The sequence below is a fragment of the Comamonadaceae bacterium OTU4NAUVB1 genome, from assembly GCA_024372625.1.
Taxonomy (GTDB): domain Bacteria; phylum Pseudomonadota; class Gammaproteobacteria; order Burkholderiales; family Burkholderiaceae_C; genus Variovorax.
In genome coordinates this window covers 86,331-110,155 of the sequence record CP099604.1, presented here as the reverse complement: position 1 = coordinate 110,155, position 23,825 = coordinate 86,331, and the positions used below count along the sequence as shown (strand labels likewise).

The window sequence follows — 23,825 nt, the reverse complement described above, 5'->3', positions numbered from 1 at the left end:
TTCTCAGTCTTTCAAGGCACCGGGGGCACCGGCGGGAATGCGGAAGTCGGGAAACCGCGGCGTCTCCCGGGCCAGAAAGGCGCGCACGCCTTCCCTGGACTCGGCCGAGGTGAAGACCCGTTCGGACAGCGGCAGCGCGGCGGCGATGGCCGCGTCCTCCGTGAGATCGAAGCTCAGGTCGATGGCGCGCTTGCACAGCGCCAGCGCCAGGGGCGGCCGCAGGGCCAGCGTGGTCGCCAGCGCCAGGGCGGCCGCCAGCGCGGTGCCGCGCGGCGCGACGCGGTTGATCAGGCCCCAGGCCAGCGCCGTGGCCGCGTCGATCGGCTCGCCGAGGAACATCAGCTCCTTGGCGCGCCCTTCGCCCACGCGGCGGGTGACGCGCACCGCGCCGCCGCTGCCGGGAAAGACGCCCAGCTTGATCTCGGGCAGCGCGAGGCGCGCCGTCTCGTCGGCCACGATCAGGTCGCAGCACACCGCGATCTCCAGCCCGCCGCCGAAGGCCAGGCCGTTGAGCGCCGCGACGGTCGGCTTCGCCAGGTCGTCGAGCCGGCCGAACACGCGGTGCTGCAGCGCCAGCTTCTCCGGACCGATGCGGCCCGGCGTCATCAGGGGCTGGAACTCGGCGATGTCCGAGCCCGCGCAGAAGGCGCGGTCGCTCGCGCCCGTCACCACCACCGCGCGCACCGACGCGTCGGCCTCGACGGCGTCGAGGGCGCGGTCCAGCGCCTGCGTCAGGCCCCGGCACACGACGTTCAAGGGCGGGTTGTCCAGCGTCAGGACGGCGACGCCGGCCGTCACCTCGCAGCGCACGAACTCAGCCATAGCGGCCACCGGTCACGTGCAGCACCTCGCCGGTGATGAAGCCGGCGCGCTCCGAGGCCAGGAACGCCACGGCGTCGGCGATGTCCGCCGGCTTGCCCACGCGCTTGATCGGCTGCAGGGCCACGGCGCGTTCCTTGATGGTCTCGTAGGTGGCGAGCGCCTGCACCATCTCGGTCTCCATGAAGCCCGGGGCCACGCAGTTCACCGTGACGCCGTAGCGTCCCTCCTCGATCGCCAGCGCCTTGGCCATGCCGATCAGCCCGGCCTTGGCGGCCGAGTAGTTGGCCTGCGTCGGATTGCCGAAGTGCGCGCGCGAGCTGATGTTGACGATGCGGCCCCAACCCTGTTCGATGAAACGGGGCATCACCGCCCTGCTGGCCAGGAAGGCGCCCTTGAGCATCACCTCCATCACCAGGTCCCAGTCGTCCTCGCTCATCTTGACCAGGTAGCGGTCGCGGGGAAAACCGGCGTTGTTCACGAGGATGTGGACACCGCCGAAGCGCGCCACCGTCTCGTCCACCAGCCCCTGCACCTCGGCGGCCTTGGTGATGTCGGCGACGACGCAATGGGCCGACAGGCCGTCGGCGACCAGCGCGGCGGCGGTGGCCTCGGCCTGCTCGCGCAGGATGTCGGTGACGACGACGTGCGCGCCCTCCTCGGCCAGCCGGCGTGCCGTGGCGGCGCCCAGGCCGCGCGCGGAGCCCGTGACGATGGCGACCTTGTCCCTGATCTGCAGATCCATGATGGCGATTCCTTCGATGTGTTCGTTGTCGGGTTGTCGGGTTGTCGGGTCGTGGGGTTCGGACGCGCGGGCGGTGCCCGTCAGGCCAGGTCGACGCGGCCCGCGCCGAGCACGACCACGCCGCGCGCCAGCGCCGTCGTCCGAAGCGACACCACCGCGCCATCGCGCCACAGCTCGGTGCGCAGCGTCTCGCCGGGCAGCACCGGCGCCACGAAGCGCACGCGCATCCCGCGCACGTCGCCGGCGTCGTAGCCCAGCAGCGTCCTCAGCACGGCATGCAGGGCCACGCCCATGGTCGCCAGGCCATGCAGGATGGGGCGCGGGAACCCCGCCGTCCGCGCCACGGCCGGATCGGCATGCAGCGGATTGAAGTCTCCGCTCAGGCGGTAGAGCAGCGCGGCGCGCGGGGACGTCGGCAGGTCGCAGACCGCATCGGACGCGCGGTCGGGCACGGCGTGCGGGGCCGCCAGGGGCGTGCCGTGCGCGCCGCCGAAGCCGCCGTCCGCGCGCAGCATGGTGGTCTGCGTGACGGTGGCGAGCGGCTCGCCGCTCGTGGCGTCGGTCACCTCGCGTTGCTGGACCATCAGCGCGCCCTTCCCGGCGCCCTTGTCGTGCAGGCCGGTCACGCGGTTGCGGCCGACGACGTGCCCCCGCGCCGCCAGCGGGCGGTGCAGCACGATCGCCTGCTCGGCATGCACGAGCCGGCGCCAGGTGATGCCGGTGTCCGGCCGGTCGGCCCAGAAGCCGCCGTAGCCCAGCACGTTGATCAAGGTGGGCAGTGCCCGAAGTCCACCGGCGGCGCCTTCGTAGACGTAGCGCAGCGGGCCCTCGTCCATCGCGTCGCCGCCCAGGCCGCAGCCGAGCGCGTAGAGGATGCTGTCGCGCTCGCCGTAGCGCTGCTCGACGGGCTCGAAGCCGCGTGCCAGCAGCGCCCGGGGATCGAGCCGCGCGACCACCGGGGTCGGGGCGTCGGACGTCATGCGACCACCGCTTCGCCGGGCGCCACCGCCGCCCCGCCCGCCGGCGCGATCGGCAGCAGCGACAGGACGGCGTCCGCGGCGTAGGCGCCCTGGCCGTCGGGCAACGCGAACACCGGGTTCAGGTCGATCGACTGCAGGCGTTCGCCCGCCCGGTGCGCGAACACCGACAGGCGCGAGAGCATCGCCGCGAGCGCCTTCACGTCCACCGGCGGCTTGCCGCGCGCGCCCAGCAGCAGCGGCGCGCCCTTGATCGAGCGGATCATCCGCTCGGCCACGTCCTCGCCGAACGGGCACTGGTGCAGCACGACGTCCTTCATCACCTCGACGAAGATGCCGCCCAGCCCGAACATCGCCACCGGCCCGAACACCGGGTCGCGCTGGATGCCCAGGATGCACTCGACGCCGCCGCCGAGCTGCTTGGCCACCAGCACGCCCTCGATGCGCGCCGTAGGCACGGCCTGCCGGCCGCGTTCGATCAGCGTGGCGAAACCGGCACGCACCGCGTCGGCATCGGCCACGTCCAGCAGCACGCCGCCGATCTCGGACTTGTGCAGGATGTCGGGCGACAGGATCTTCATGACCACGGGCCAGCCCAGCGCCTCGGCGGCGGCCACCGCCGCGTCGGCGGTGGCGCAGGTCCGCTCGGGCGCCACCGCGATGCCGGCCTCGCCCAGCACGTGCTTGGCCTCGGCTTCGCTGGGCGTCTCCGCCGGCAGCGCGACCCATGCCACCACGGGGGCGGCGCGACCCGGCCGGCGCGCGAAGGCTTCCCCGAAGCGGCCCATGGCCTCGATGGCGACGACGGCGCGGGCCGGGTCCTCGAACACGGTGAAACCATCGGCCTCGTACTGGCGCACGCGCTCCCTGGAGGCCAGGATGCACAGCACGAACAGCCGGTCGGGGTGGCGGTCTCGCACCGCCTTGAGCTGCGCGCGCAGTCCGTCGGCGATCGACGCCGCGCCTACCGTGTAGGTGAAGAAGCCCAGGATGGACTGGTAGCCGCCCTCCTGCACCACGGCTTCGGTGAAGCGGCCCGCGATGCTCAGGTCGTTCATGAACTGCGCGGTGCAGTCCACGGGGTTGCGCGGCGCGGCGAAGGGGATGAGCGCCCTCAGGTGCTGTTGCGCCGCGGCGGGCATCTCGGGCATGGCCAGGCCGACGGTCTCTGCCGCGTCCGAGACGATCACGCCGGCGCCGCCGCTCACGGTGATCACGCCCAGGGAATTGCCCACCGGGTAGATGCGCCGCGTGGCCAGGCGGGCGACGTCGAGCATGTGTTCGGTGGAACGCGCGCGCACCACGCCGTGGTCGGCCAGCACGGCGTCGGTCACGGCGTCGTTGCCGGCGATGGAGGCGGTGTGCGACTGGGCCGCCGCACTGCCCACGGCGCTGGTGCCGACCTTCATCATCACCACCGGCTTGCGCGCGCGGCGCGCCGCCTCCAGCGCCGCGAGCAGGCGCGCGCCGTCGCGGACGCCCTCGGAGTAGACGGCGATGACATCGGTGTCGCCATCGTCGACGAAGGCCTGCACCAGCTCGCCGAGGGTGATGTCGCTCTCGTTGCCGCTCATCGCGCACGACGAGACCCCGATGCCGAACTCGCGCGCGAGCCCCAGGATGTGGCTGCCGTACGCGCCGGACTGGCTGGCGATGCCCACGCGCCCGGCGTCGGGAAAGCCCATCTCGACCACCGAGGTGAAACTTCCGTAGAAGCCCAGGCGCGGACTGAGCACGCCCAGCGAGTTGGGCCCCAGCAGGCGCACCCCGCTCGACCGCGCGGCCGCCAGCATCCGGTGCTCCAGCGCGGCGCCCTCGGGGCCCATCTCGGCGAAGCCGGCGGAGAACACGATGGCCGCCTGCGTGCCGCGCGCCCCCAGGTCGGCGACCACCTGCGGCGCGAGCCGGGCGGCCACCGCGACGATGGCCACGTCCGGCGTCTCCGGCAGGTCGGCCACGCTGGCGAAGGCCGGCAGGCCCTGGATCTGCGGGCGATTGGGGTTGACGGGCATCAACCGACCCTGGAACCCCTGCTGCCGCATGTAGGCGATGGGGCGTCCGCCGATGCGCAGCGGGTCGTCGGACGCGCCGACGACGGCGACGGAACGGGGGTGCAGCAGGCGGCTGAGCGCGGGATGTGCGGACATGGGCGATTTCGTGGAAGGTGAGGGATGCACGGCGCTCACTCGGCCTTGGCGCCCGAGCTCCTGACCACCTTGGCCCAGCGGTCGATGTCGGCGGCGATGCGCTGGCCGAACTGCTCGGGCGTGGACCCGGCGGGCTCGTAGCCCTGGGCCGCCAGACGCTCCTTGAACTCCGGGGTGGCGAGCTCGCGCCGGATTTCGGCGTTGAGCCTGGCGATCACGTCCCTGGGGGTGCCCGCCGGCGCCATCAGGCCGTTCCACACCGACACCTCGAAGCCCGGCAGACCCGACTCCGCCACGGTGGGCACGTCCGGCATGCTCGGCGAGCGCGTGGCGCCGGTCTGCGCGATCGCCTTGAGCTTGCCCCCTTTCACCTGCGGCGTGGCGGAGAACATCATGTCCATCACCACCTGCGAGTTGCCGGCGATGACGTCCATCATGGCCGGCGCGCTGCCGTTGAACGGGATGTGCGTCATCTTGATGCCGGCGAGTTCGCTGAGGTATTCGGTGCCCAGGTGCGTGGAGGAGCCGTTGCCCGCGGACGAGAAGTTCAGCTCGCCCGGTTTGGCCTTGGCGCGCGCGATCAGGTCCTTGACGCTGTTGATGCCGAGGCCCGGGTTGACCATGACCAGCGCCGGACCGCTGGTGAGCGAGGTCACCGGGACGAGGTCGGTGCGGATGTCGTAGCGCAGGTTCTTGTAGAGGGACGGATGGATGGTGTGGCCCATGGTCACCAGCAGCAGCGTGTAGCCGTCGGCGGGCGCGCGCGCCACGAGTTCGGCGCCCAGGTTGCCCGACGCCCCGGGCTTGTTCTCGACGATGAAGGGCTGGCCCATCCGCTCGCCCAGTTGCTGCGCCAGCAGCCGCGCCACGCTGTCGTTGGTGCCGCCGGGCGAATACGGCACCACGATCCTGACGGCCCTGGACGGATAGGCCGTGGCTTGCGCCAGGGCGGCCGGGGCCACCGTGCAGAGTGCCAGCAGGCCCAGCGCGGTGCCCACCGCGCGACGGGTGAAGGTGGTCATGAGGTTGTCTCCTGGAGTTCGGTGCGCGGCCCGGACATCGGGCGCCACCTTGTGATGAAGACCGATGGTAGGCAGCGGGGTATATTCGATCCAATACTTTTGGTGGACTCTTCTATATACGGGGTGTATGGATGGAATTGCGTCAGCTGCGTCAGTTCATCGTGCTGGCCGAGGAAGGCAGCTTCAGCGTCGCGGCGCAACGCCTGCACATGGCGCAGCCGCCGCTGTCGGTGGCGATCCGCAAGCTGGAGGAGGAGATCGGCCTGCCGCTGTTCGTGCGCGGGTCGCGCGGCGTGCGCCTCACGGCAGCGGGCGAAGCGGCGCTCGCGGCGGCCCGGCGCAGCCTGGAAGCCGCTTCGCAGATCGCGGCCGCCGCGCTGCAGGCCGAAGCCGGCGACGCGGGGCGGCTGCGCATCGGCTTCAGCGGTTCGGTCACGGTGCGGCTGCTGCCGCGCCTGGTGCAGGCGTTCAGCCAGCGCTGCCCCGCCGTCCACCTCAGCCTGAGCGAAGGAACCAACCTGGAACTGCTCTCGCGCGTGGCGACGGGGGCGCTCGATCTCGGCCTGGTCCGGCTGCCCACCACCCGGCCGCCCGAGCTGCGCTTCCAGCAGGTCGAGGAGGACCACTTCTGCCTGGCCCTGCCCAAGGGCCATGCGCTCGCGCGCAAGCCGTCGATCCGGCTGGCCCAACTGGAAAACCAGCCGTTCATCGCCTACGCCCCGTCGCCGGTGGGCGGCCTGCACGCCGCCGCCAGCCGGGTGCTCCAGGACGCGGGCGTGGCGCCCCGCGTCACTCAGGAGGCCGTGCAGGTGCAGACGGTGCTGGGCCTGGTCGCCAGCGGGCTGGGCGTGGCGCTGGTTCCGGCGGCCAACACGGTCTACCAGCGCTCCTCCGGCGCCGTCTTCCGCCCCATCGCCGACCTGCCGCCGGCCGCGACCATCGGCATCGCACTGGCCCACCACGGCCGCAATCCGAACCCCGCGTTGCGCCGGTTCCTGACGGTCGCCGAAGGCGAGGCGGCACGACCCGGCGCGAGGCCCGACCCGGGTCCGGGTTGACGGTCAGCCCACGCATCCTCTGATGACGGCGCCCGCGGGTGCGGCCGGACCCGGCCGGCCCGGTTCGCCCGCCGGGAGCCAGGGCCCGAAGACCCCCGGCGGCGCGCGGCCTCACACCCCGCTCGACGCCCGCTGGCGCTGCGCGTCGATGCACACGGAGGTCATCGCATCGCGCAGCACGCCCAGCGACCGGTCGTCGTCGTCGGCCTTGCGGGTCACCAGCGACAGCTGCAGCACCGGCGCACCCCGGCCCAGCCGCACGATGCGCACCGGATAGATCTGGCACAGCCTCGGGTCGGCCAGTTGCACCAGCGAGATGCCCAGGCCCGCGCTCACCATCGAGACGATGGCCGCGACCGTGTCGAACTCGAGCTCGCTGCGCTTTTCCTTCACGTGCGTGCCGACGTAGCGCGCCGCCAGCGCGCCGGTGACCGTGTCGCGGTCGTAGCGGATCCACTCGTGCTGCCGGAACAGGGCCGCGACACTGCTCTCCTGCACGCCCGGCGGCGCGATCAGCACGAGTTCGCGCCGCAGCATCGAGCGCCAGCGCAGGCGGCTGGACGCGCCGCGCTCGGGCTGCGCGACCAGCGCCGCGTCGAGTTCCCCCGCCTTCACCGCGGCCACCAGGCCGGTGCTGCGGCCGCGCGTGGGCCGCACGTCCAGCAGCGGGTAGCGGTCGCGCAGCAGCCGGAGCACGCCGGGCAGCAGCACGGGCTGCATCGACTCGATCATGCCCAGCCGCACCACGCCCTCGATGCTCACGCCCGGACGCTTGCGCAGCGATTCGAGCTGCTGCAGGGCATCGCGCATGACGGTCGAGACGTCGTGGGCCAGGCGCGTCGGGCGCACCTGCAGGCCCGAGCGGTCGAACAGCGGCTGGCCCATGTAGACCTCCAGCTGCTTCATCTTCATGCTCACCGCGCTCGGCGTGAGGTCCATCTCGGCCGCCGCCGCGGCGAGCGTGCCGCCGCGCAGCACGGCGTCGAGCGTGGAGAACGCATCCAGCTTCATCAAATTTCCTGACTCAGGACACCAAGGAACATCGCTATTTTCCCTGGCGCGGCCTGCCTAGACTGCGCCACATGAACAGAGACATCCCCGACCACCTGGGCACCGGGCCCCGCGCCTGGCTCGCCGCCGACGTCCAGCAGGACGAATCATGGATCCAGCACCTCGGCGCCGAGGTGGTGGCCGGCCTCGATGCCGCGCTGGCCCACGCCAGGCGGCTCGACAAGCCCTTCCTGGCGATGACCCAGGCCGACTTCCCGCTCGACGCCGACGCGGCCGGCGCCCTGGCCCAGGCCATGGCGACCACGCAGGGCCGCTGGGGCATGTGCCTGCTCAAGGGCTTTCCGGTCGAGCGCTGGAGCGAGGACGAGACGCGCCTCGCCGTGTGGGGCATGAGCCTGTACATGGGCGTGGCGCGCACCCAGAACCGCGCCAGCCAGATCATGAACGACGTGCGCGACGAGGGCGGCGACTACAAGGTCAAGGGCGGGCGCGGCTACAACACCAACGCCGGTCTCGACTTCCACCAGGACTCCTGCGACGTGGTGGGCCTGCTGTGCCGCCGCACCGCCAAGGCCGGCGGGACCAGCAAGGTCGTCAGCTCGATCGCGGTGATCGACGCGGTGCGGCGCGTGCGGCCGGACCTGGTCGAGGTGCTCCGCCAGCCGATCCACCACAGCTACCAGGGCACGCAGGACCCGAGCCAGCCGCCGTTCTACAACTGCCCGATCCTGGGCAGCGATCCGACGCACTTCGCCATGCGCACCAACCGCAAGAACACGGTGGCGGCCCAGCGCGATTTTCCGGAGGCGCCGCGCCTCACGCCCCCGCAGATCGAGGCGCTCGACCTGCTCGACGAACTGCTGCCCGATCCGCGCTTCTGCTACACGATGTCGCTGGAGCGCGGCGACATGCAGTTCCTCAACAACTACGTCACCCTGCACTCGCGCACGCCCTTCGAGGACTTCGAGGACGCGGACCGCAAGCGCCACCTGTTCCGCCTCTGGATGTCGATTCCCTCGTCACAGCCCCTGCCGCCCGAATGGGAGGAGTATTACGGCGACGTGCGCGCCGGCGCGGTGCGCGGCGGCGTGCGCGGCAGCGCGATCACCCCCGAGTTCGTCGACTACGAGCGACGCCAGGCGGCCGTCATGGGCATGCCCCTGAAGGCCTGGCAGGCGGGCGTGGCGCCATGAACCGGCGTGGACTCCTCGCGCTGGCGAACGCGCTGGTCCTGCCCGGCGGGCTGACGATGCTCGGCACGGCGGCGGCCCAGCCGCAGGCCACCCGGCTGCTGGTCGGCGCCACGCCCGGCGGCGGCACCGACATCGTCGCGCGGGCCATCGCCCTCGAACTCGGCCGGCGGCTGGACCGGCCGTTCATCGTCGACAACCGCCCCGGCGCGGCGGGCAACATCGCCGCGCTGGCCACGGCCAAGGCCGAGCCCGACGGACAGACGCTGCTGCTGAGCTACACCAGCCACGCGATCAACGCCTCCCTCTACGACAGCCTGCCCTTCGACCCCGTCAAGGACTTCACGCCCATCAGCCAGATCGCGAGTTCGCCCGCGATGCTGGTGGCCCGCCCGTCGTTCAAGGCCACCAACGTGGTCGAACTGATCGCGCTGGCGAAGGCGCAGCCCGGCAAGCTCAACGTGGCGGTGGCCGGGATCGGCTCGGCCAACCACCTCGCGGGCGAGATGCTCCGGCGCGACGCCGGCATCGACATCGTCGGCGTGCCCTACAAGGGCACCGGCCCGGCGATCCAGGACGTGGTGGCCGGGCAGATCGACCTGGTGTTCGCGGGCGTGGCCACGGTGCAGTCGCTGATCAAGGGCGGGCGCCTCAAGGCGCTGGCCGTGACCAGTCCCCGGCGCCTGCCCGCGTACCCCGACGTGCCGGCGATCTCCGAGGTGCTGCCGGGCTACGAATACAACTCCTGGTACGGCCTGTTCGGTCCGGCGAGGATGCCCAGGGAGCTGGTCGACCGGCTCGCCGGCGCCGCGCGCGCCGCGCTCGCCTCGCCCGAGATGGCCCGGCGCCTCGCCGACGAAGGCCTGGTGCCGGTGGGCAGCACGCCGGCCGAGTTCCAGCAGTTCGTCGCCGCGGAGATCGTGCGCTGGGGCAAGGTCGTGGCCGCGACCGGGGCGAAGCCCGAATGAGCGCCCCCCGCATGGCGCTGCGCGAACGGCTCGCGCAGCCGCGCCCCCTGCTGGCGCCCGGCGTGTACGACGCGCTCACCGCGCTCCTGGCGGAGCAGGCCGGCTTCGAGGCCCTCTACCTCTCGGGCGGCGCCGTCGCCTATTCGCAGCTGGGCCGCTCCGACGTCGGGCTGACCACGGCCAGCGAGACCACCGACGTGCTGGCACGCATCACCGACCGGGTGTCGATCCCGGTGATCGTCGACGGCGACACCGGCTATGGCAACGCACTCAACGTGCAGCGCACGGTGCGCGGCTTCGAGGCGGCGGGCGCGGCCATGATCCAGCTCGAGGACCAGGACTTTCCCAAGCGCTGCGGCCACCTCGACGGCAAGACGCTGGTGCCGGTCGCCGAGATGTGCGGCAAGCTGAAGGCCGCGCTCGATGCCCGCCGGTCCGACCGGACCCTGATCCTGGCGCGCACCGACGCGGTGGCAATCGAAGGGCTGGACGCGGCCTTCGAGCGGGCCGAGGCGTACCGCCGGTGCGGCGTCGACGCCCTCTTCATCGAGGCCTTGCGCAACGAGGCCGACATGGACGCGGCCTGCGCGCGCTTCGCGCCGCACCTGCCGATGCTGGCGAACATGGTGGAAGGCGGCAAGAGCCCGGTGCAGAGCGCCGAGGCCCTCGGGGCGCGGGGCTTCCGGATCGTCATCTTCCCCGGCGGCACCGCGCGCTTCGTGGCGGCGCAGCTGCAGCGCTACTTCGCGAGCCTGCATTCGAACGGCACGACCTCGCCGCTGCAGGCCGAGATGCTCGATTTCGACGGACTGAACGAAGTCATCGGCACGCCGGAGCTGATGGCGCGCGGGCAGCGGTTCGCGGCCTGAGGGGTCAGCGTCGCCCGAGCCGTGCGGCCGCAGGCCATGCGTGTTGCCGCTCTCCTTCGGCCCACGACCGCTCCGGCCGCAATCGGCTCTCAACCCAGCAGCCGCCGGTACTCCTGCGCGACGAAGGCATGGCACTCGCACGCCCTGCCCTCCAGCCCCCGGCGGTCGACGAGGTCGATGCGCCCGCGCGCGTAGCGGATCAGGCCCGCGGCCTGGAGCGCGCCGGCCGCCTCGGTCACGGTCTCGCGACGCACGCCCAGCATCGTGGAGATCGCTTCCTGGGTCATGGCGAGCTGCCGGTCGTCGAGCCGGTCGAACATCAGGAGCAACCAGCGGCACAGGTGCTGCTCCAGCGAGTGATGCCGGTTGCACACGGCCGTCTGCGAGACCTGGGTGAAGAGCGCCTGCACGAACAGCAGCAGGTGACGCAGCACCGGGCCGCCACGCGCGACTTCGGCCCTGAGCAGTTCCACGGGCAGCTGCCACACCTGCCCCGGCGTCTGCATGAGTGCCTGGTAGGGCATGACGTCGCCGCCCGTGACGACCGGCACGCCGACGAACCCTTCCCGGCCCGTCACCGCGACCTCCACCGTCGAGCCGTCCTCCTGGACATGGACCAGCGAGACGATCGCCGTGGTCGGAAAGTAGACATGCCGGGGTTTCCCGCGCGGCGCCACGAGCACGTGGCCCGCCGGCAGGTCCAGGGCCCGCAGGTGCGGCGACCAGCGCGCGACGTCTTCGGGCGCCAGGCCGGCGAGCAGGCGGTTGGCGGTCCACGCCGGGGACGCCCCGGTCGCAGCAAGGCCGGGAGGTGGCTGCCTCGCAGCGGGACCCGTTCCGGGCAACGGATGCGTCATGTCGGCCACCGAATTCCCTTCTGCCAGGAAGACCCTGGCGCCAAAGCCCGGCCGCAGCCGTCGCGACCGTCCGGGCCGCGGCGGAGCGATCGGCAAGAAAGGCCGCAAGGTTTGCAGACCCGGGGGCGCTTTTGACCGCCTTCTGCGTCGTACCGTCGTCCCCGTCGTTGAGGCGACCCATGCCCGGGTCCCGTGGGAGCAATCCACATGCCCGGTCCGGGAAGCACCGCTTCGCCGCGCTGGCAAGGTGTCAAGGCGTCAAGGGGCGATCCGCGCCCGCAGCAGGGTCCTGAACATCGCGAGTCCGAACAGCGGACCGGGCAGCAGCAGCCACGCCACGGCGTTGCCCATCGATTGGACGTTGGCCGTCACCAGGGTGATGGAGGCGACGGTCACGAGAAAGCCGATGCTGTTCTGAAAGGCCAGCGCCGTGCCCACCGCGTGCGGCGGACAGACACTCGCGGAGAGGGCGGAGAACTGGGCCGAATCGGCGATCACGGCGCAGCCCCAGACCAGCAGCGCGAGCACGCAGACGACCCAGCCGGCCCGGCTGGCCAGCAGCGGGTACAGCAGGCACATCGCCCCGGAGGTCGCGAGCGCCACCGCGGCCACCCGCGCGCTGCCGAAGCGGCCGCTGAGCCGGCCGGCAAGAATGCAGCCGAGCGCGCCGACCGCGATGACGGCGAACGACAGCGCCGACACGAGGCGGGGTTGCGACGCCACCGCGACGCCCGAGCGTCGCACGGCCGTCAGGACCAGGAACGGCGCCACCGTCCAGAACGCGTACAGCTCCCACATGTGCCCGAAATAGCCGAACGCGCTGGCCCGGAACGAACGCTCCCGTAAGACCGCGAGGGCCTGGCCCCAGGGCCTCCGCCCTGGCGGCGATGCCGGCAGGTGCGGGCCGTCGCCGAGCAGGAAGATCGCGGCCGCGCCGGCCCACGCCAGGAACGACGACGTCAGGACCACGGCCTGCCAGGACAGTTCGCCGCCGGCGGCACGGATGGCGTGGGGCAGCGCGGTGCCGAGCGTCAGCATGGCCACGAGCAGGCCCAGCGAGGCGCCCGCAGGGCCGCGGCGCCAGCCGATCACCATCTTCATGCCCAGCGGGTAGATGCCCGCCAGGCACAGGCCGACCCCCAGGCGCAGCGCCAGCGCCTGGCCGAACCCCACCGGCGCGAGCGCGAAGGCGGCGTTGACGGCGGCCCCCGTCACGCTGGCGATGGCGAAGATGCGGCTCGCGGAGAAGCGGTCGGCCAGGCCCGAGACCGCCAGCAGCAGCGTCCCCGCGATGAAGCCCACCTGCACCGCGCTGGTGAGATGGCCGAAGGCGGCGGGCGACAGCGACCAGGCACGCATCAGGTCGTCGGCCGCGCTGTTCGGGCTGAACCACAGCGACGTGCCGAAGAGCTGCGCCAGCACGATGGTGCCCACCGGGTGACGCCGGAGCGCGTTCATGCTCCACCCGTGCGACGGGTGCACCAAGTCGACCCGCCCCGATCCCGGGCGGCGCACCGCGCCGCCCCGACGCCCGGCACCCTAGCGGCCCTCGCCCGACGCCGGACCCGGCAGCACCTCGATCAGCACGTGATCCACGAAGGGCTGCAGCGGGTGGTGCTGCGGCGGGGCGTCGGTGACCAGGGTCCAGGCCCGGTTCATGGGCGTCCAGTACATCTGGGAGCGGCGGCTGAGCTTCTCGGCGGTGGCGAGCACCACGACCTGCCGCGCCCGGCGGAACACCTTCTCCTTGAACCAGGCCTGTTCGGCCGAGCCCTCGCACAGTCCGAGTTCCGCATCGACGCCGTCGGCGCTGGTGAAGACCTTGTCGAAGGTCAGCCGTTCCAGCGACAGGTCGGCCAGCGGCCCGAAGACGCTCATGCTGCCCGCGCGCAGGTCGCCGCCGAGCAGCGACACCGCCATGCCGCGCGCAGCCAGGCCCTGCACCACCAGCAGGTTGTTGGTGAAGACCTGGGCACGGGTCTCGGCCGCCAGTTCGCGCGCGAAGCACTGGGTCGTGGTGCCGGCGTCGATGAAAACCGTGTCGCCCTCGCGCACGAGGCGCGCCGCCCGCCGGGCGATCTCCGTCTTGGCCGCATGGTGCTGCGACTGGCGGGATTCCAGGGATTCCTCCGGCTCGTGCTGGATCGGATGGGCCACCGCCCCGCCGTAGGTCCGCAGCAGGCGGCCCTCCTGCTGCAGCACGTGCAGGTCGCGCCGCGCCGTGGCCTCGGAGACGCCGAACTTCTCGCACAGCGAGGTGAGGTCGGAAATTCCCTGGTGGACGGCGTCCAGGATGGCCTCGCGACGGTTGGCGACTTTCATGCTTCGAATGTTCCGGAAGGAGAAGAAGGTGTGCACGGCGGAATCGAACGCCGGTCGCGCGATTGTCGCGGCTGAGCTGGCGATGGCATTGCAACGGTCCGGCGATCGTGCATTTTCATCGGTTCGATCAACGGACGAAGGGAAACTACCGATTTTTTGATTGAACAGATCATGATCTGATCGATGCAATCATTGATGGGTCCTGAATGCTTGCCGTTCGTGACCGATCCGTGAGACGCGGCCTGACCGCGAACGCTTCCGGTGCCCGGACCCTCCCCTGGCGCAACGGCTCCCAACGTCCCTACCCCGCCCCTTCACCATGACCTCACACCGTTCATCGAAGCGCCGCCTCCTGTCGGCCGGCCTGCAGTTCGCCCTGGCCGCCGCCTTCGGCTCGGCCGCGCCGTTCGCGACCGCCGCCGAGGCCTATCCCGCGCAGACGATCCGGGTCATCATCCCGTTTCCGCCCGGCGGCACGCTCGACGCCGTCGGCCGCACCTTGGCGCAGCGCCTGTCCGAGCAGCTCGGCCAGCCGGTCATCGTGGACAACCGTCCGGGCGGCAACGCGACCATCGGCGCCGGCGCCGTGGCGCGCGCTCCGGCGGACGGCTACACGCTGCTGTTCAACGCCTCGACGTTTCTGAGCGGGCCGATGATCTCCAGCGCGGCGCCCTACAAGATCGAGAAGGACTTCCAGCCGATCGCGCTGGTGGCCAAGGCGCCGCTGTCGGTGGCGGTGAACAAGAACCTGCCGTTCAACGACCTCGCGGGCATGGTCCAGTACGCAAAGGCCAACCCCGGGAAGATGACCTTCGCGGTCGGCTCGATCGCCTCGGCCGGCCACCTCTCGACCGAGCAGCTCAAGCGCACGGCCGGCATCAACGCGCTGATCGTTCCCTACAAGGGCACGGCGCCGGCATTCCAGGACCTGATCGGCGGGCAGATCGACGCCTTCATCGACCCGGTGCTAGGCTCGCTGCAGTACCACAAGTCGGGCATGCTCAAGGTGATCGCCACCACGGCGAAGGGCCGCGTCGCGTCGCTGCCCGACGTCCCGACCGTGGCCGACACCCTGCCCGGCTTCGAGTTCTTCAGCTGGTACGGTCTGTGGGCGCCCGCCGGCACCCCCACGGCCATCGTGACGCGCCTCAACAAGGAGGTGAACCTCGCCCTCAAGTCCGAGGCGATGGCCAAGTTCGCCGCCCAGGGCCTGGAGCTCGAGCCGCAGTCGGTCGACGCCTTCGTCAAGTTCCAGAAGGCCGAGACGGACAAGTACCAGAAGATCGTGACGGAAGCCGACATCAAGCTGTGACGCGGCATCCCGGACGCACAGTCCGGGCGCCTACGCGTGACCAACGAAGCGGCCGGGTTTCCGGCTTGTTCGCACGGCGTGGCGCCGACAGGAACCCGCGATCCATGCCCGCCGATCGAACCGGCCGGCGATAAGTCCGCTGCCTCGTACAAACCCCAACAATGATCGATTCAGTCGTAATGTATGATCGATTCAATCAAATAAGGCTTGCATCAGACATTCGTCGATCGGCCCGATCAACCGACACCGTGACCCACGCGTTCCTCATCATCGCGGACGATCTCTCCGGGGCCGCCGACTGCGCCGCTGGGTTCGTCGCGGCCGGCTTCGACGGCGCCGTCCTGCTCGGCGACGGCGATGCCGGGGCGCCCACGCCGTCGGCGGCGGTTGTGACGGTGGACACCGACAGCCGGCGCGACGTCGCCACCGTGGCGGCCGACAAGGCGCGCGCGACGCTGGCCCGACACGGCGCGGGCCGCCGCGTCGTGAAGAAGATCGATTCCACCCTGCGCGGCGGCTGGGCGGCGGAGGTCGCGGCGCTGCAGCCTGCGCTCGGCCTGGCGCTGGTCGCACCAGCCTTTCCCGACCTGGGACGCACCGTGCGCGGCGGCCTCGTCCACGTCGACGGCACGCCCCTGGCGGAGACCGCCACCTGGCGGTTGGAGCATGCGGACCGCGAGGCCCGCCCGGCGCACCTGCTGGAGGCCGCCGGCCTGCGCACCGGGCTCGTTCCGGTGGTCCTGCTGGAGGGTCCGCCCGACGCGCTGCGGCGACACATCACCCAGGCGCGCGAGGCGGGTCGCCAGGCGCTGGTGTTCGACACCGGGCACGCCGCGCACCTGCATGCGCTCGCGGCCGCGACGCTGGACCTGCCGGACGTGTTCTGGGTCGCCTCGGCGGGCCTTGCGCGCGAACTCGCGCGCCGCGTCCCGCCCCTGCCCACGCCCGCGTCCCGATCGGCGCCCGTCGACGACGCCTGGGAGCCAGGCTTGGCAAGATGCGGTCTGCTGACGGTGGTTGGCAGCCTGTCGCCCGTCGCCGAGCGGCAGATCGGCTGCCTGCGCGCGCGGCCCGGCTCGTCCGCCCACGCCATCGGCGCCGACCTGCTACGGACCCCGCCGGTGGCCGGCGCGACGCCGGCGCCCTGGGCCGAGGCGGTCCGCGCCGACCTGGCGCGCGGCCTGGAACCGGTGGTCTGGATTGGTGCGGACGCCGTGCTCGACCCGGCCGAGGGTCCCCGGCTGGCGCGCCACCTGGCGCTGCATCTGGCGCCCGCAATGCGCGAGTCCGGGGGGCTGGTCCTCACCGGCGGCGAGACCGCGCGCATCATGCTGGGACGGCTCGGCATCGCCCGGCTCCAGGTGCTGGGCGAAAGCGAGCCGGGCGTGGTGCTGCTGCGCGAGCTGGGCCCCCACCGCCGGTTCGTCGCCACCAAGGCGGGCGCCTTCGGTGACGACGCCTCGCTCGAGCGGGCGCGCCAGGCCCTCCGCGCGCACCTGGCCCGCGCCGGGTCCGCCCCTTCCTGAATTACACCGTTCGAAAGACCACCATGAGCGCTTACGTCCCCGTCATCGGCATCACCATGGGCGATGCCACCGGCATCGGCCCGGAGATCATCGTCAAGAGCTTCGCCCGCCACGACCTCGCCACCCTCGCGCGCGCGGTGGTCGTGGGCGACGCCGGCCGCCTGCGCAAGGCCGCCGCGCTGCTGCGCCTGGACGTGCGCGTGCGCCCCATCGCTTCGATGGAGGAAGCCCGCTTCGAGCAGGGCGTCATCGACTGCTTCGACCTCGGGCTGATCCCCGACGACCTGCCGTTCGGCAAGCTGTCCGCCGTGGCGGGCGACGCGGCCTTCCGCTTCATCGAGCGCGCGGTCGAGCTGGCCAAGGACGGCCGGATCGACGCGATCTGCACCGCGCCGCTCAACAAGGAAGCGCTGCACGCGGGCGGCCACAAGTTCCCCGGCCACACCGAGATGCTGGCCCACCTGACCGGCGTCGAGGAGGTCTCGATGATGCTGGTGGCGCCCAACCTGCGCGTGATCCACGTCACGACCCACATCGGCATCATCGACGCGATCCGCCGGATCGAGCCCGGCCTGGTGCAGCGCACCATCGAGCGCGGCTACGAGACCCTGCGCAAGGCGAAGATCGAGAACCCGCGCATCGCCGTCTGCGGCATCAACCCCCACGCCGGCGAGAACGGGCTGTTCGGCTATGGCGAGGAAGAGGAGAAGATCGTCCCCGCCATCGAGGTGCTGCGCGCCCGGGGCCTGAACATCGAGGGCCCGCTGCCCGCCGACACCCTGTTCTTCCGCGCCGGCCGGGGCGACTTCGACCTGGTGGTGGCGATGTACCACGACCAGGGCCACGGCCCGGTCAAGGTGATGGGCCTGGAGGCGGGCGTGAACATCACCGTGGGCCTGGACGTGATCCGCACCTCGGTCGACCACGGCACGGCGTTCGACATCGCGGGCAAGGGCATCGCCGACGAGCGCAGCCTGATCGAGGCCCTGCGCCAGGGCGCCGAACTCGCCACCCGCCGCTGATCCCCTTTCCCACTTCCCGGAGCCTTTCCCCATGCACATCCACAGCACCGTCCTCGCGGGCGTCGGTGTCCTCGACGACATCGCCTACCTGATTCGCGGCCGGCAGCGCGTGCTCTTCGTGAGCGACGCCAACATCGTGCGCATCGACGGCGTGCAGCGCCTGCTGCGGCAGGTGCGCGCCCTGGCCGCCGAGGTCCAGGTGATCGATTCGGTGCCGCCCGAGCCCAGCGACGAGGACGTGCGCGCCATCCTGCGCGACCACCGCGTCGAAGGCGTGGACCTGGTGATCGGCGTGGGCGGCGGCAGCGTGCTCGACGTGGCCAAGCTGCTGTCGGCGCTCGCCGCGCCGGACTCCCCCTCGCTCGAGGACCTGCTCGCCGGCGCCGTCAAGGTGACCCGCCGCGTCGCCTCGATGCTGGTGCCCACCACCGCCGGTACCGGCTCGGAGGCCACGCCCAACGCCATCCTCGCCATCCCGGCGCGCGAGACCAAGGTCGGCGTCATCTCGCCGGTGCTGCTGCCCGATTTCGTGGTGCTGGCGCCGGAGCTGACCACCTCGATGCCGCACCGCATCGCCGCCTCCACGGGGGTGGACGCGCTGTGCCACCTGATCGAGTGCTTCACCTCGAACATCGCCAATCCGGTGTGCGAGGACCACGCCATGATCGGCCTGAAGAAGCTGTTCGCCAGCCTCGAGGTGTCGGTCGCCGAGCCGGACAACCTGCAGGCGAAGCTCGACATGCTCTGGGCCTCCTACCACGGCGGCGCCTGCATCGCCCACGCCGGCACGCACCTGGTCCACGCCATGTCCTACCCGCTGGGGGGCAAGTACCACATCGCCCACGGCGTGGCCAACGCGATCCTGCTGGCGCCGTGCTTCGCGTTCGTGCGGCCGATGGCGGTCGACAAGCTCGCCCGCGTCCACGACCTGCTGCCCGGCGTCGACACCGGCCTGGACGCCGAGGCCAAGTCGCACGCGCTGGTGGCGTACTTCGCCGCACTGGTGAAGCGCCTCGCGCTGCCCACCAGCCTGCAGGAACTGGGCATCGCCCCGGACCACCTGCCCACGCTGGTGCAGGGCGCGCTGGACGTCCAGCGCCTCATCAAGAACGTGCCCGGCCCGGTCGCCGCGCCCGACATCGAGGCGGTCTACCGCCAGCTGTTCGCCTGACCGCCTGACCGCCTGACCGCCTAACGTTTCCTCCGCCACCTCCCACCCACGCATCCCAAGGAGCGCACCCATGTCCAAGAAGATCGAAGGCGTGCTGACCGCCATCGTGACGCCCGTCGACGCCGACGACCGTTTCCACGAGAAGTCCTTCCGCGAGCAGGTCGAGCGCCAGCTCGCCGCGGGCAACGGCATCTTCTGCGGCGGCACCAACGGCGAGTTCTTCGCCCTCACGGAGTCGGAGCGGCTGGCCGTGGCCGAGGCCACGGTCGACCAGGTGCGCGGGCGCGCACCGGTGGTCGGCCACGTGGGCGAGAACTCCACGGCCGAGTGCATCCGCATGGGTCGGCGCATCGCGGCCATGGGCGTGGACGCGGTCGCCGCCATCACGCCCAACTTCGTGCCGCTCTCCCAGGACGACCTGGTCTGGCATTTCACGGCCGTGGCGGACGCATTGGACGTGCCGGTCTACCTCTACAACATCCCGGCGCGCACCGGCAACACGATCGCCCCGGAGACCACGCGGCGCCTGGCGGCCCACCCCCGCATCGTCGGCATCAAGGACAGCGCCGGCACCTACGAGAGCCTCAAGGGCTTCATCGACGCCGCGCGCCAAGCCGAGGACTTCGTGGTCTTCAACGGTCCCGACAGCCTGATCCACCAGGGCTTCGTCGAGGGCTGCGCGGGCGCCGTCTCGGGGCTGGCCAACGTCGCGCCGCGCGAGATCAACGCCGTCTGGCGGCGCTTCCAGGCCGGCGACATCGCCGGCTCGCGGCAGGCCCAGGAGGCCGTGACGCGCCTGCGCGAATCGCTCTACAAGGTCGCCTTCGCGCCGGCGGCCGTCAAGCGCGCGGTGCGCCTGCTGGGCTTTGACGTGGGCAACAGCAAGTACCCGGTGCGCCTGTCGGCCGAGCAGGACGAGGCCATCCGCCAAGTGCTGCGCGACTGCGCGATCCAGCCCTGAGCACGACCGATCCGACGCCCTGGAGAACGAACATGACCGAGACGAGCACCGAAGGCCTGCGACGCGACGGCGTCCTGGCCCCCCATCCGAACGACGCGGCCCGCCAGCAGGCGATGCTGCCCACCGACCGGCCGCAGAACCATGCCTCCAACCTGCTGCCGCTGCCCGACGGCGACCTGCTGTGCGTGTGGTTCGCGGGCACCCAGGAAGGCGTGGGCGACATCTCGATCTTCCTGTCGCGCCTGCCGGCCGGCGGCACCGCGTGGACGCCGGCGGTGCAGCTCTCGGACGACCCGGACCGCTCCGAGCAGAACCCGATCCTCTTCCTGGCCGACGACGTGCTCTGGCTGATCTGGACCGCGCAGGCCTCGGGCAACCAGGACACGGCCGTGGTGCGGTTCCGCCAGTCCGCCGACCTGGGCCGGACCTGGGGCAACATCGGCACGCTGTTCGCCACGCCGGGCACCTTCGTGCGCCAGCCGCCGGTGGTCACGGCCAGCGGCCGGTGGCTGCTGCCGATCTACTACTGCCGCACCCGGGCCGGCGAGAAGTGGAGCGGCAACCACGACGTGAGCGCCGTGAAGCTGTCCGACGACCGGGGCCGCAGCTGGCGCGAGGTGCCCGTCCCCGGCAGCACCGGCTGCGTGCACATGAGCATCGCGCCACTGGCCGACGGCACCCTGCTGGCGCTGTTCCGCAGCCGCTGGGCCGACGCCATTCATGAAAGCCGCTCCGGCGACGACGGCGAGACCTGGTCCGCGTCGGTGCCGACCGAGTTGCCCAACAACAATTCCTCGATCCAGTTGACGGCGCTCGCCAACGGCGACCTGGCGCTGATCTTCAACGCCAGCAGCGCCGCCGACGCCACCGAGCGGCGCGAATCGCTCTACGACGAGATCGAGGACGAGAACCGCCACAACGACGCCTCCAACGTGCTGACCGAGGCGCCGGCCGTCGAACGCGCCGCCTTCTGGGGCGCCCCGCGCGCGCCGATGACGCTGGCGATCTCAGCCGACGGCGGGCGCACCTGGCCGTGGCGGCGCAACCTCGACGAGGGCGACGGCTACTGCATGACCAACAACTCCGAGGCCAGGCTCAACCGCGAGTTCTCCTACCCGAGCGTCAAGCAGTCCGCCGACGGCCGCCTGCACATGTCCTACACCTACTTCCGCCAGGCCATCAAGTACGTGGTCGCGGACGAAGCCTGGGCCAAGGCATGAGCGTGGCGGCACCGCTCCCCGCACCCCGCCGCGCGCTGGTGACCGGGGCGAGTTCGGGCATCGGACACGCGATCGCCCGCACGCTGCTGGACGCCGGCTGGAGCGTCGACGGCCTGAGCCGCTCGGCGGTGGACGGCCTGGGCGACCGCTTCCAGGGGCACCGGGTGGACCTGGCGGACCACGACCGGGTCGCGGCCTGTCTGGCGGGGCTGCCGGTGCCCGATGCCCTGGTGCATGCCGCCGGCATGATGCACGCCGCGCCGCTGGGGGCGCTCGATCCGCTCGCCAGCGCCCGGCTGTGGCACCTCCATGTCGCGACCGGCGAACTGCTCGCCGGCACCTTCGCGCCGCGCATGGCCGCGGGCGGGCGCATCGTGCTGATCGGCAGCCGCACCTCGCGCGGCGCGGCGGGCCGCAGCCAGTACGTCGCCACCAAGGCCGCCATGGTCGGCATGGCGCGCAGCTGGGCGGCGGAACTCGCGCCCCGGGGCATCACCGTGAACGTGGTGGCGCCGGGCGCCACCGAGACGCCGATGCTGCTGCAGCCCGGCCGCGCCAGCTCGCCACCGAAGCTCCCGCCGATGGGCCGATACGTCCAGCCGCAGGAAGTGGCCGACCTCGTGGCCTACCTGCTGTCGCCGTCGGCCGCCGCGATCACCGGGCAGGAACTCGTGATCTGCGGCGGGGCCTCCCTGTAGCCGAGGACCGGCGCGCGTTCAGGCGCCCGGATCGCCGGCGCCCCCCGCCGCGCGAGCCGTCGTCCGCGCGTTGAGGTAGAGGTAGTTCGGGTCGAACCTGGCGCGCGCCACCAGTCCCTTCAGGTCCGTGATGCGCACGTGGGAGGAGCGCAGCTGGCACAGCCCCGCCTCCCTCAATTCGCGCAGGACGCGGTTGACGTGGACGTTCGTCAGGCCGCAGACCTCCCCGAGGTCGGACTGCGTCATCGGCAGGAAGAACGACTCGCCGTCGGACAGGCCGATCGCCAGCAGCCGGGCGTTCATCTCGCACAGGAAGTGCGCGATGCGTTCGGACGCGTTGAGGCTGGCGAGGCGGAAGATCCACTGCCGGTGCATGGCCGCGTCGAGCAGCGTGAGGAACCACAGCCGCCGCGCCAGACGGCCGTCGAGTTCTTGGATGCGCTTGAGCGCCGAATGCGGCACGATCGCCGCCGTCGTGACCGTGAGGGCGCCGACGTCGTGGTCGAGCCGCTTGAGCGCATAGGCATGCAGGTCCACGAAGTCGCCCGGCACGTGCACCGCGACCAGGTGGCGCCGCCCATCGGGCGCATCGACGTGGCGCGTCATGAAGCCTTCCACCAGCAACGTGCTGACGTTCACCGGGAGGCCCTGGTGCACGACGGTCTCCCCGGCCTCGAACGTCCGCGTCTCCCGGATGGCCGCCTGCAGGACGTGCCGGTCGGCGGACGACAGTTCGGAAGCGCGGTTCTTCAGGACGTTGGCCAGGAGCATGGAAAAGACCTCGAAATCAAATACATCGAAAAGCCGTGAGTCTGCGGCATGCGCGGGCGATCGCCGCGCGCGAAAAAAAGCCCGGCGATCAGGGACCGCCGGGCCAAGGGGTGCGCAATGCACCAAGGTGAATCGTCGGGCCCGGCCGTGGGTCAGCGCGTGGTCGTCGCGCCGACCGCCTGGGCGTCGGCAGGCGACATGCCCAGTTCCGCGCCGGTGCGGGGGTTGCTGGTCGCGTCGGACGCCGTCCGCGCGGCCATGGTGAGCACCACGTCCTTCTCCGCCGACGTCAGGCCCACGGCCGCCACGCCGTCGCCGCCGTCGACCGCCATCTGCGCTTCGGGATCGCTGACCACCTCCCAGCCCGGGCCATCGTTCCACGGACCCTTCACGTCGTTGCCCTTGGACATGTCGAAGTAGACATTCGTGAACTCCGGCTTGCCCGGCAGCTTGCCCGGCGGGAAGTTCGGGGTGATGGCGTAGAGCGCCTTCTCGAACGACTTCTGGTGCGCAATCTCGCGCGTCATGAGGAAGTTGAGCGCGTCCTTGACGCCCGGATCGTCCGTCAAATTGATCAGTCGCTCGTAGACGATCTTCGCGCGCGCCTCCGCCGCGATGTTGGAGCGCAGGTCGGCCGTCGGCTCGCCGATGGTGTCGATGTACGCGGCGGTCCAGGGAACGCCCGCCGAATTGACCAGCGGCGGTCCGCCCCCGTAGAGAACCTGCGTCACGTGACTGTCGTTGCCCGCGGCCGTGATCGAGCGGTACATGTCCGCCTCGGAATCGACGCCCTCGGCCAGCCGGCCCTTCGCGCCCTTGTTGAGCATCGCCACCATCGTGCCGATGACCTCGAGGTGGCTCAGTTCCTCGGTCGCGATGTCGAAGAGCATGTCCTTGCGACCGGGATCGTCCTCGCCGATGGCCTGGGTGAAATAGCGGCACGCCGCGGCGAGTTCGCCCTGCGGTCCGCCGAACTGCTCCAGCATGAGGTTGGCCAGTCCGGGATTGGCCTCGCTGACACGCAAGGTGTATTGAAGACGCTTGTTGTGAGAGAACATCGTGGACTCCTTCAATGAAGATGATGGATGGGTGGGATCGGTGTGTCGACCGGCCTTCAGTTCGTCTCCTGCGTCGTCGCTTCCATGTCGTCCAATGGCGC

22 protein-coding genes are annotated in these 23,825 nt (G+C 71.5%); 11 read left to right on the top strand and 11 right to left on the bottom strand.

Annotated features, from left to right (window positions below; genetic code table 11):
• Positions 1-3: 3 nt before the first annotated feature.
• The 5 genes from NF681_02685 to NF681_02665 form a co-directional block, all read right to left on the bottom strand.
• Complete coding sequence (locus NF681_02685; protein UST52844.1) at positions 4-822, bottom strand: enoyl-CoA hydratase-related protein; 819 nt, start codon at positions 820-822, stop codon at positions 4-6.
• Positions 815-1,564: a 3-oxoacyl-ACP reductase FabG gene (fabG, locus tag NF681_02680; protein UST52843.1), complete on the bottom strand. Its 750-nt coding sequence runs from the start codon at positions 1,562-1,564 to the stop codon at positions 815-817. The genes NF681_02685 and fabG overlap by 8 nt, the downstream gene beginning before the upstream one ends.
• 80 nt (positions 1,565-1,644) lie before the next feature.
• Positions 1,645-2,544 carry a MaoC family dehydratase N-terminal domain-containing protein gene (locus NF681_02675; GenBank protein UST52842.1) on the bottom strand — a complete coding sequence of 300 codons (900 nt, stop codon included), beginning with the start codon at positions 2,542-2,544 and terminating at the stop codon, positions 1,645-1,647.
• A complete protein-coding gene (locus NF681_02670) occupies positions 2,541-4,688 on the bottom strand; it encodes an acetate--CoA ligase family protein (protein ID UST52841.1) in 2,148 nt (715 codons plus the stop codon). Before NF681_02670 ends, NF681_02675 begins: the two co-directional genes overlap by 4 nt.
• A gap of 35 nt (positions 4,689-4,723) precedes the next feature.
• Positions 4,724-5,710: a tripartite tricarboxylate transporter substrate binding protein gene (locus NF681_02665; protein ID UST52840.1), complete on the bottom strand. Its 987-nt coding sequence runs from the start codon at positions 5,708-5,710 to the stop codon at positions 4,724-4,726.
• A gap of 131 nt (positions 5,711-5,841) precedes the next feature.
• On the opposite strand from NF681_02665, the gene NF681_02660 reads away from it, so the two are divergent.
• Positions 5,842-6,768: a LysR family transcriptional regulator gene (locus NF681_02660; GenBank protein ID UST52839.1), complete on the top strand. Its 927-nt coding sequence runs from the start codon at positions 5,842-5,844 to the stop codon at positions 6,766-6,768.
• A gap of 111 nt (positions 6,769-6,879) precedes the next feature.
• On the opposite strand, the gene NF681_02655 is transcribed toward NF681_02660, so the two are convergent.
• Positions 6,880-7,779: a LysR family transcriptional regulator gene (locus NF681_02655; protein UST52838.1), complete on the bottom strand. Its 900-nt coding sequence runs from the start codon at positions 7,777-7,779 to the stop codon at positions 6,880-6,882.
• Positions 7,780-7,850: 71 nt separating this feature from the next.
• Here NF681_02655 and NF681_02650 point away from each other — a divergent pair, with 71 nt between their 5' ends.
• The 3 genes from NF681_02650 to NF681_02640 are packed head-to-tail and all read left to right on the top strand — an operon-like array spanning position 7,851 to position 10,806.
• Positions 7,851-8,972 (top strand): TauD/TfdA family dioxygenase, encoded by a 1,122-nt coding sequence (locus NF681_02650; protein ID UST52837.1) that lies wholly within the window; start codon positions 7,851-7,853, stop codon positions 8,970-8,972.
• A complete protein-coding gene (locus NF681_02645; protein UST52836.1) occupies positions 8,969-9,937 on the top strand; it encodes a tripartite tricarboxylate transporter substrate binding protein in 969 nt (322 codons plus the stop codon). The genes NF681_02650 and NF681_02645 overlap by 4 nt, the downstream gene beginning before the upstream one ends.
• Positions 9,934-10,806 (top strand): isocitrate lyase/PEP mutase family protein, encoded by an 873-nt coding sequence (locus tag NF681_02640; GenBank protein UST52835.1) that lies wholly within the window; start codon positions 9,934-9,936, stop codon positions 10,804-10,806. Before NF681_02645 ends, NF681_02640 begins: the two co-directional genes overlap by 4 nt.
• A gap of 89 nt (positions 10,807-10,895) precedes the next feature.
• Here NF681_02640 and NF681_02635 read toward each other — a convergent pair whose 3' ends face one another.
• From NF681_02635 to NF681_02625, 3 genes are all read right to left on the bottom strand, one after another.
• Complete coding sequence (locus NF681_02635) at positions 10,896-11,663, bottom strand: Crp/Fnr family transcriptional regulator (GenBank protein ID UST52834.1); 768 nt, start codon at positions 11,661-11,663, stop codon at positions 10,896-10,898.
• Between the two features lie 258 nt (positions 11,664-11,921).
• Positions 11,922-13,121 carry an MFS transporter gene (locus NF681_02630; GenBank protein UST52833.1) on the bottom strand — a complete coding sequence of 400 codons (1,200 nt, stop codon included), beginning with the start codon at positions 13,119-13,121 and terminating at the stop codon, positions 11,922-11,924.
• Positions 13,122-13,202: 81 nt separating this feature from the next.
• Positions 13,203-13,985, bottom strand: a complete 783-nt coding sequence (locus NF681_02625) for a DeoR/GlpR family DNA-binding transcription regulator (GenBank protein ID UST52832.1) — start codon at positions 13,983-13,985, stop codon at positions 13,203-13,205.
• Between the two features lie 319 nt (positions 13,986-14,304).
• On the opposite strand from NF681_02625, the gene NF681_02620 reads away from it, so the two are divergent.
• From NF681_02620 to NF681_02590, 7 genes are all read left to right on the top strand, one after another.
• Positions 14,305-15,297 (top strand): tripartite tricarboxylate transporter substrate binding protein, encoded by a 993-nt coding sequence (locus NF681_02620; protein UST52831.1) that lies wholly within the window; start codon positions 14,305-14,307, stop codon positions 15,295-15,297.
• 248 nt (positions 15,298-15,545) lie between these two features.
• Positions 15,546-16,823 (top strand): four-carbon acid sugar kinase family protein, encoded by a 1,278-nt coding sequence (locus tag NF681_02615; GenBank protein UST52830.1) that lies wholly within the window; start codon positions 15,546-15,548, stop codon positions 16,821-16,823.
• 23 nt (positions 16,824-16,846) lie between these two features.
• Complete coding sequence (gene pdxA / locus NF681_02610; protein UST52829.1) at positions 16,847-17,845, top strand: 4-hydroxythreonine-4-phosphate dehydrogenase PdxA; 999 nt, start codon at positions 16,847-16,849, stop codon at positions 17,843-17,845.
• Between the two features lie 31 nt (positions 17,846-17,876).
• Positions 17,877-19,016 carry an iron-containing alcohol dehydrogenase gene (locus NF681_02605; GenBank protein ID UST52828.1) on the top strand — a complete coding sequence of 380 codons (1,140 nt, stop codon included), beginning with the start codon at positions 17,877-17,879 and terminating at the stop codon, positions 19,014-19,016.
• A 70-nt stretch (positions 19,017-19,086) separates the two neighbouring features.
• The gene (locus tag NF681_02600) at positions 19,087-19,977 is read left to right on the top strand and encodes a dihydrodipicolinate synthase family protein (protein ID UST52827.1); all 891 of its coding nucleotides are present in this window, start codon (positions 19,087-19,089) and stop codon (positions 19,975-19,977) included.
• Between the two features lie 32 nt (positions 19,978-20,009).
• Positions 20,010-21,197 carry an exo-alpha-sialidase gene (locus NF681_02595; protein ID UST52826.1) on the top strand — a complete coding sequence of 396 codons (1,188 nt, stop codon included), beginning with the start codon at positions 20,010-20,012 and terminating at the stop codon, positions 21,195-21,197.
• A 2-nt stretch (positions 21,198-21,199) separates the two neighbouring features.
• A complete protein-coding gene (locus NF681_02590; protein ID UST52825.1) occupies positions 21,200-21,895 on the top strand; it encodes an SDR family oxidoreductase in 696 nt (231 codons plus the stop codon).
• An 18-nt stretch (positions 21,896-21,913) separates the two neighbouring features.
• On the opposite strand, the gene NF681_02585 is transcribed toward NF681_02590, so the two are convergent.
• Entirely contained in the window at positions 21,914-22,666 is a 753-nt protein-coding gene (locus tag NF681_02585) for a Crp/Fnr family transcriptional regulator (protein ID UST52824.1), read from the bottom strand.
• 152 nt (positions 22,667-22,818) lie between these two features.
• Positions 22,819-23,724 (bottom strand): manganese catalase family protein, encoded by a 906-nt coding sequence (locus NF681_02580; protein UST52823.1) that lies wholly within the window; start codon positions 23,722-23,724, stop codon positions 22,819-22,821.
• Positions 23,725-23,825: the final 101 nt, after the last annotated feature.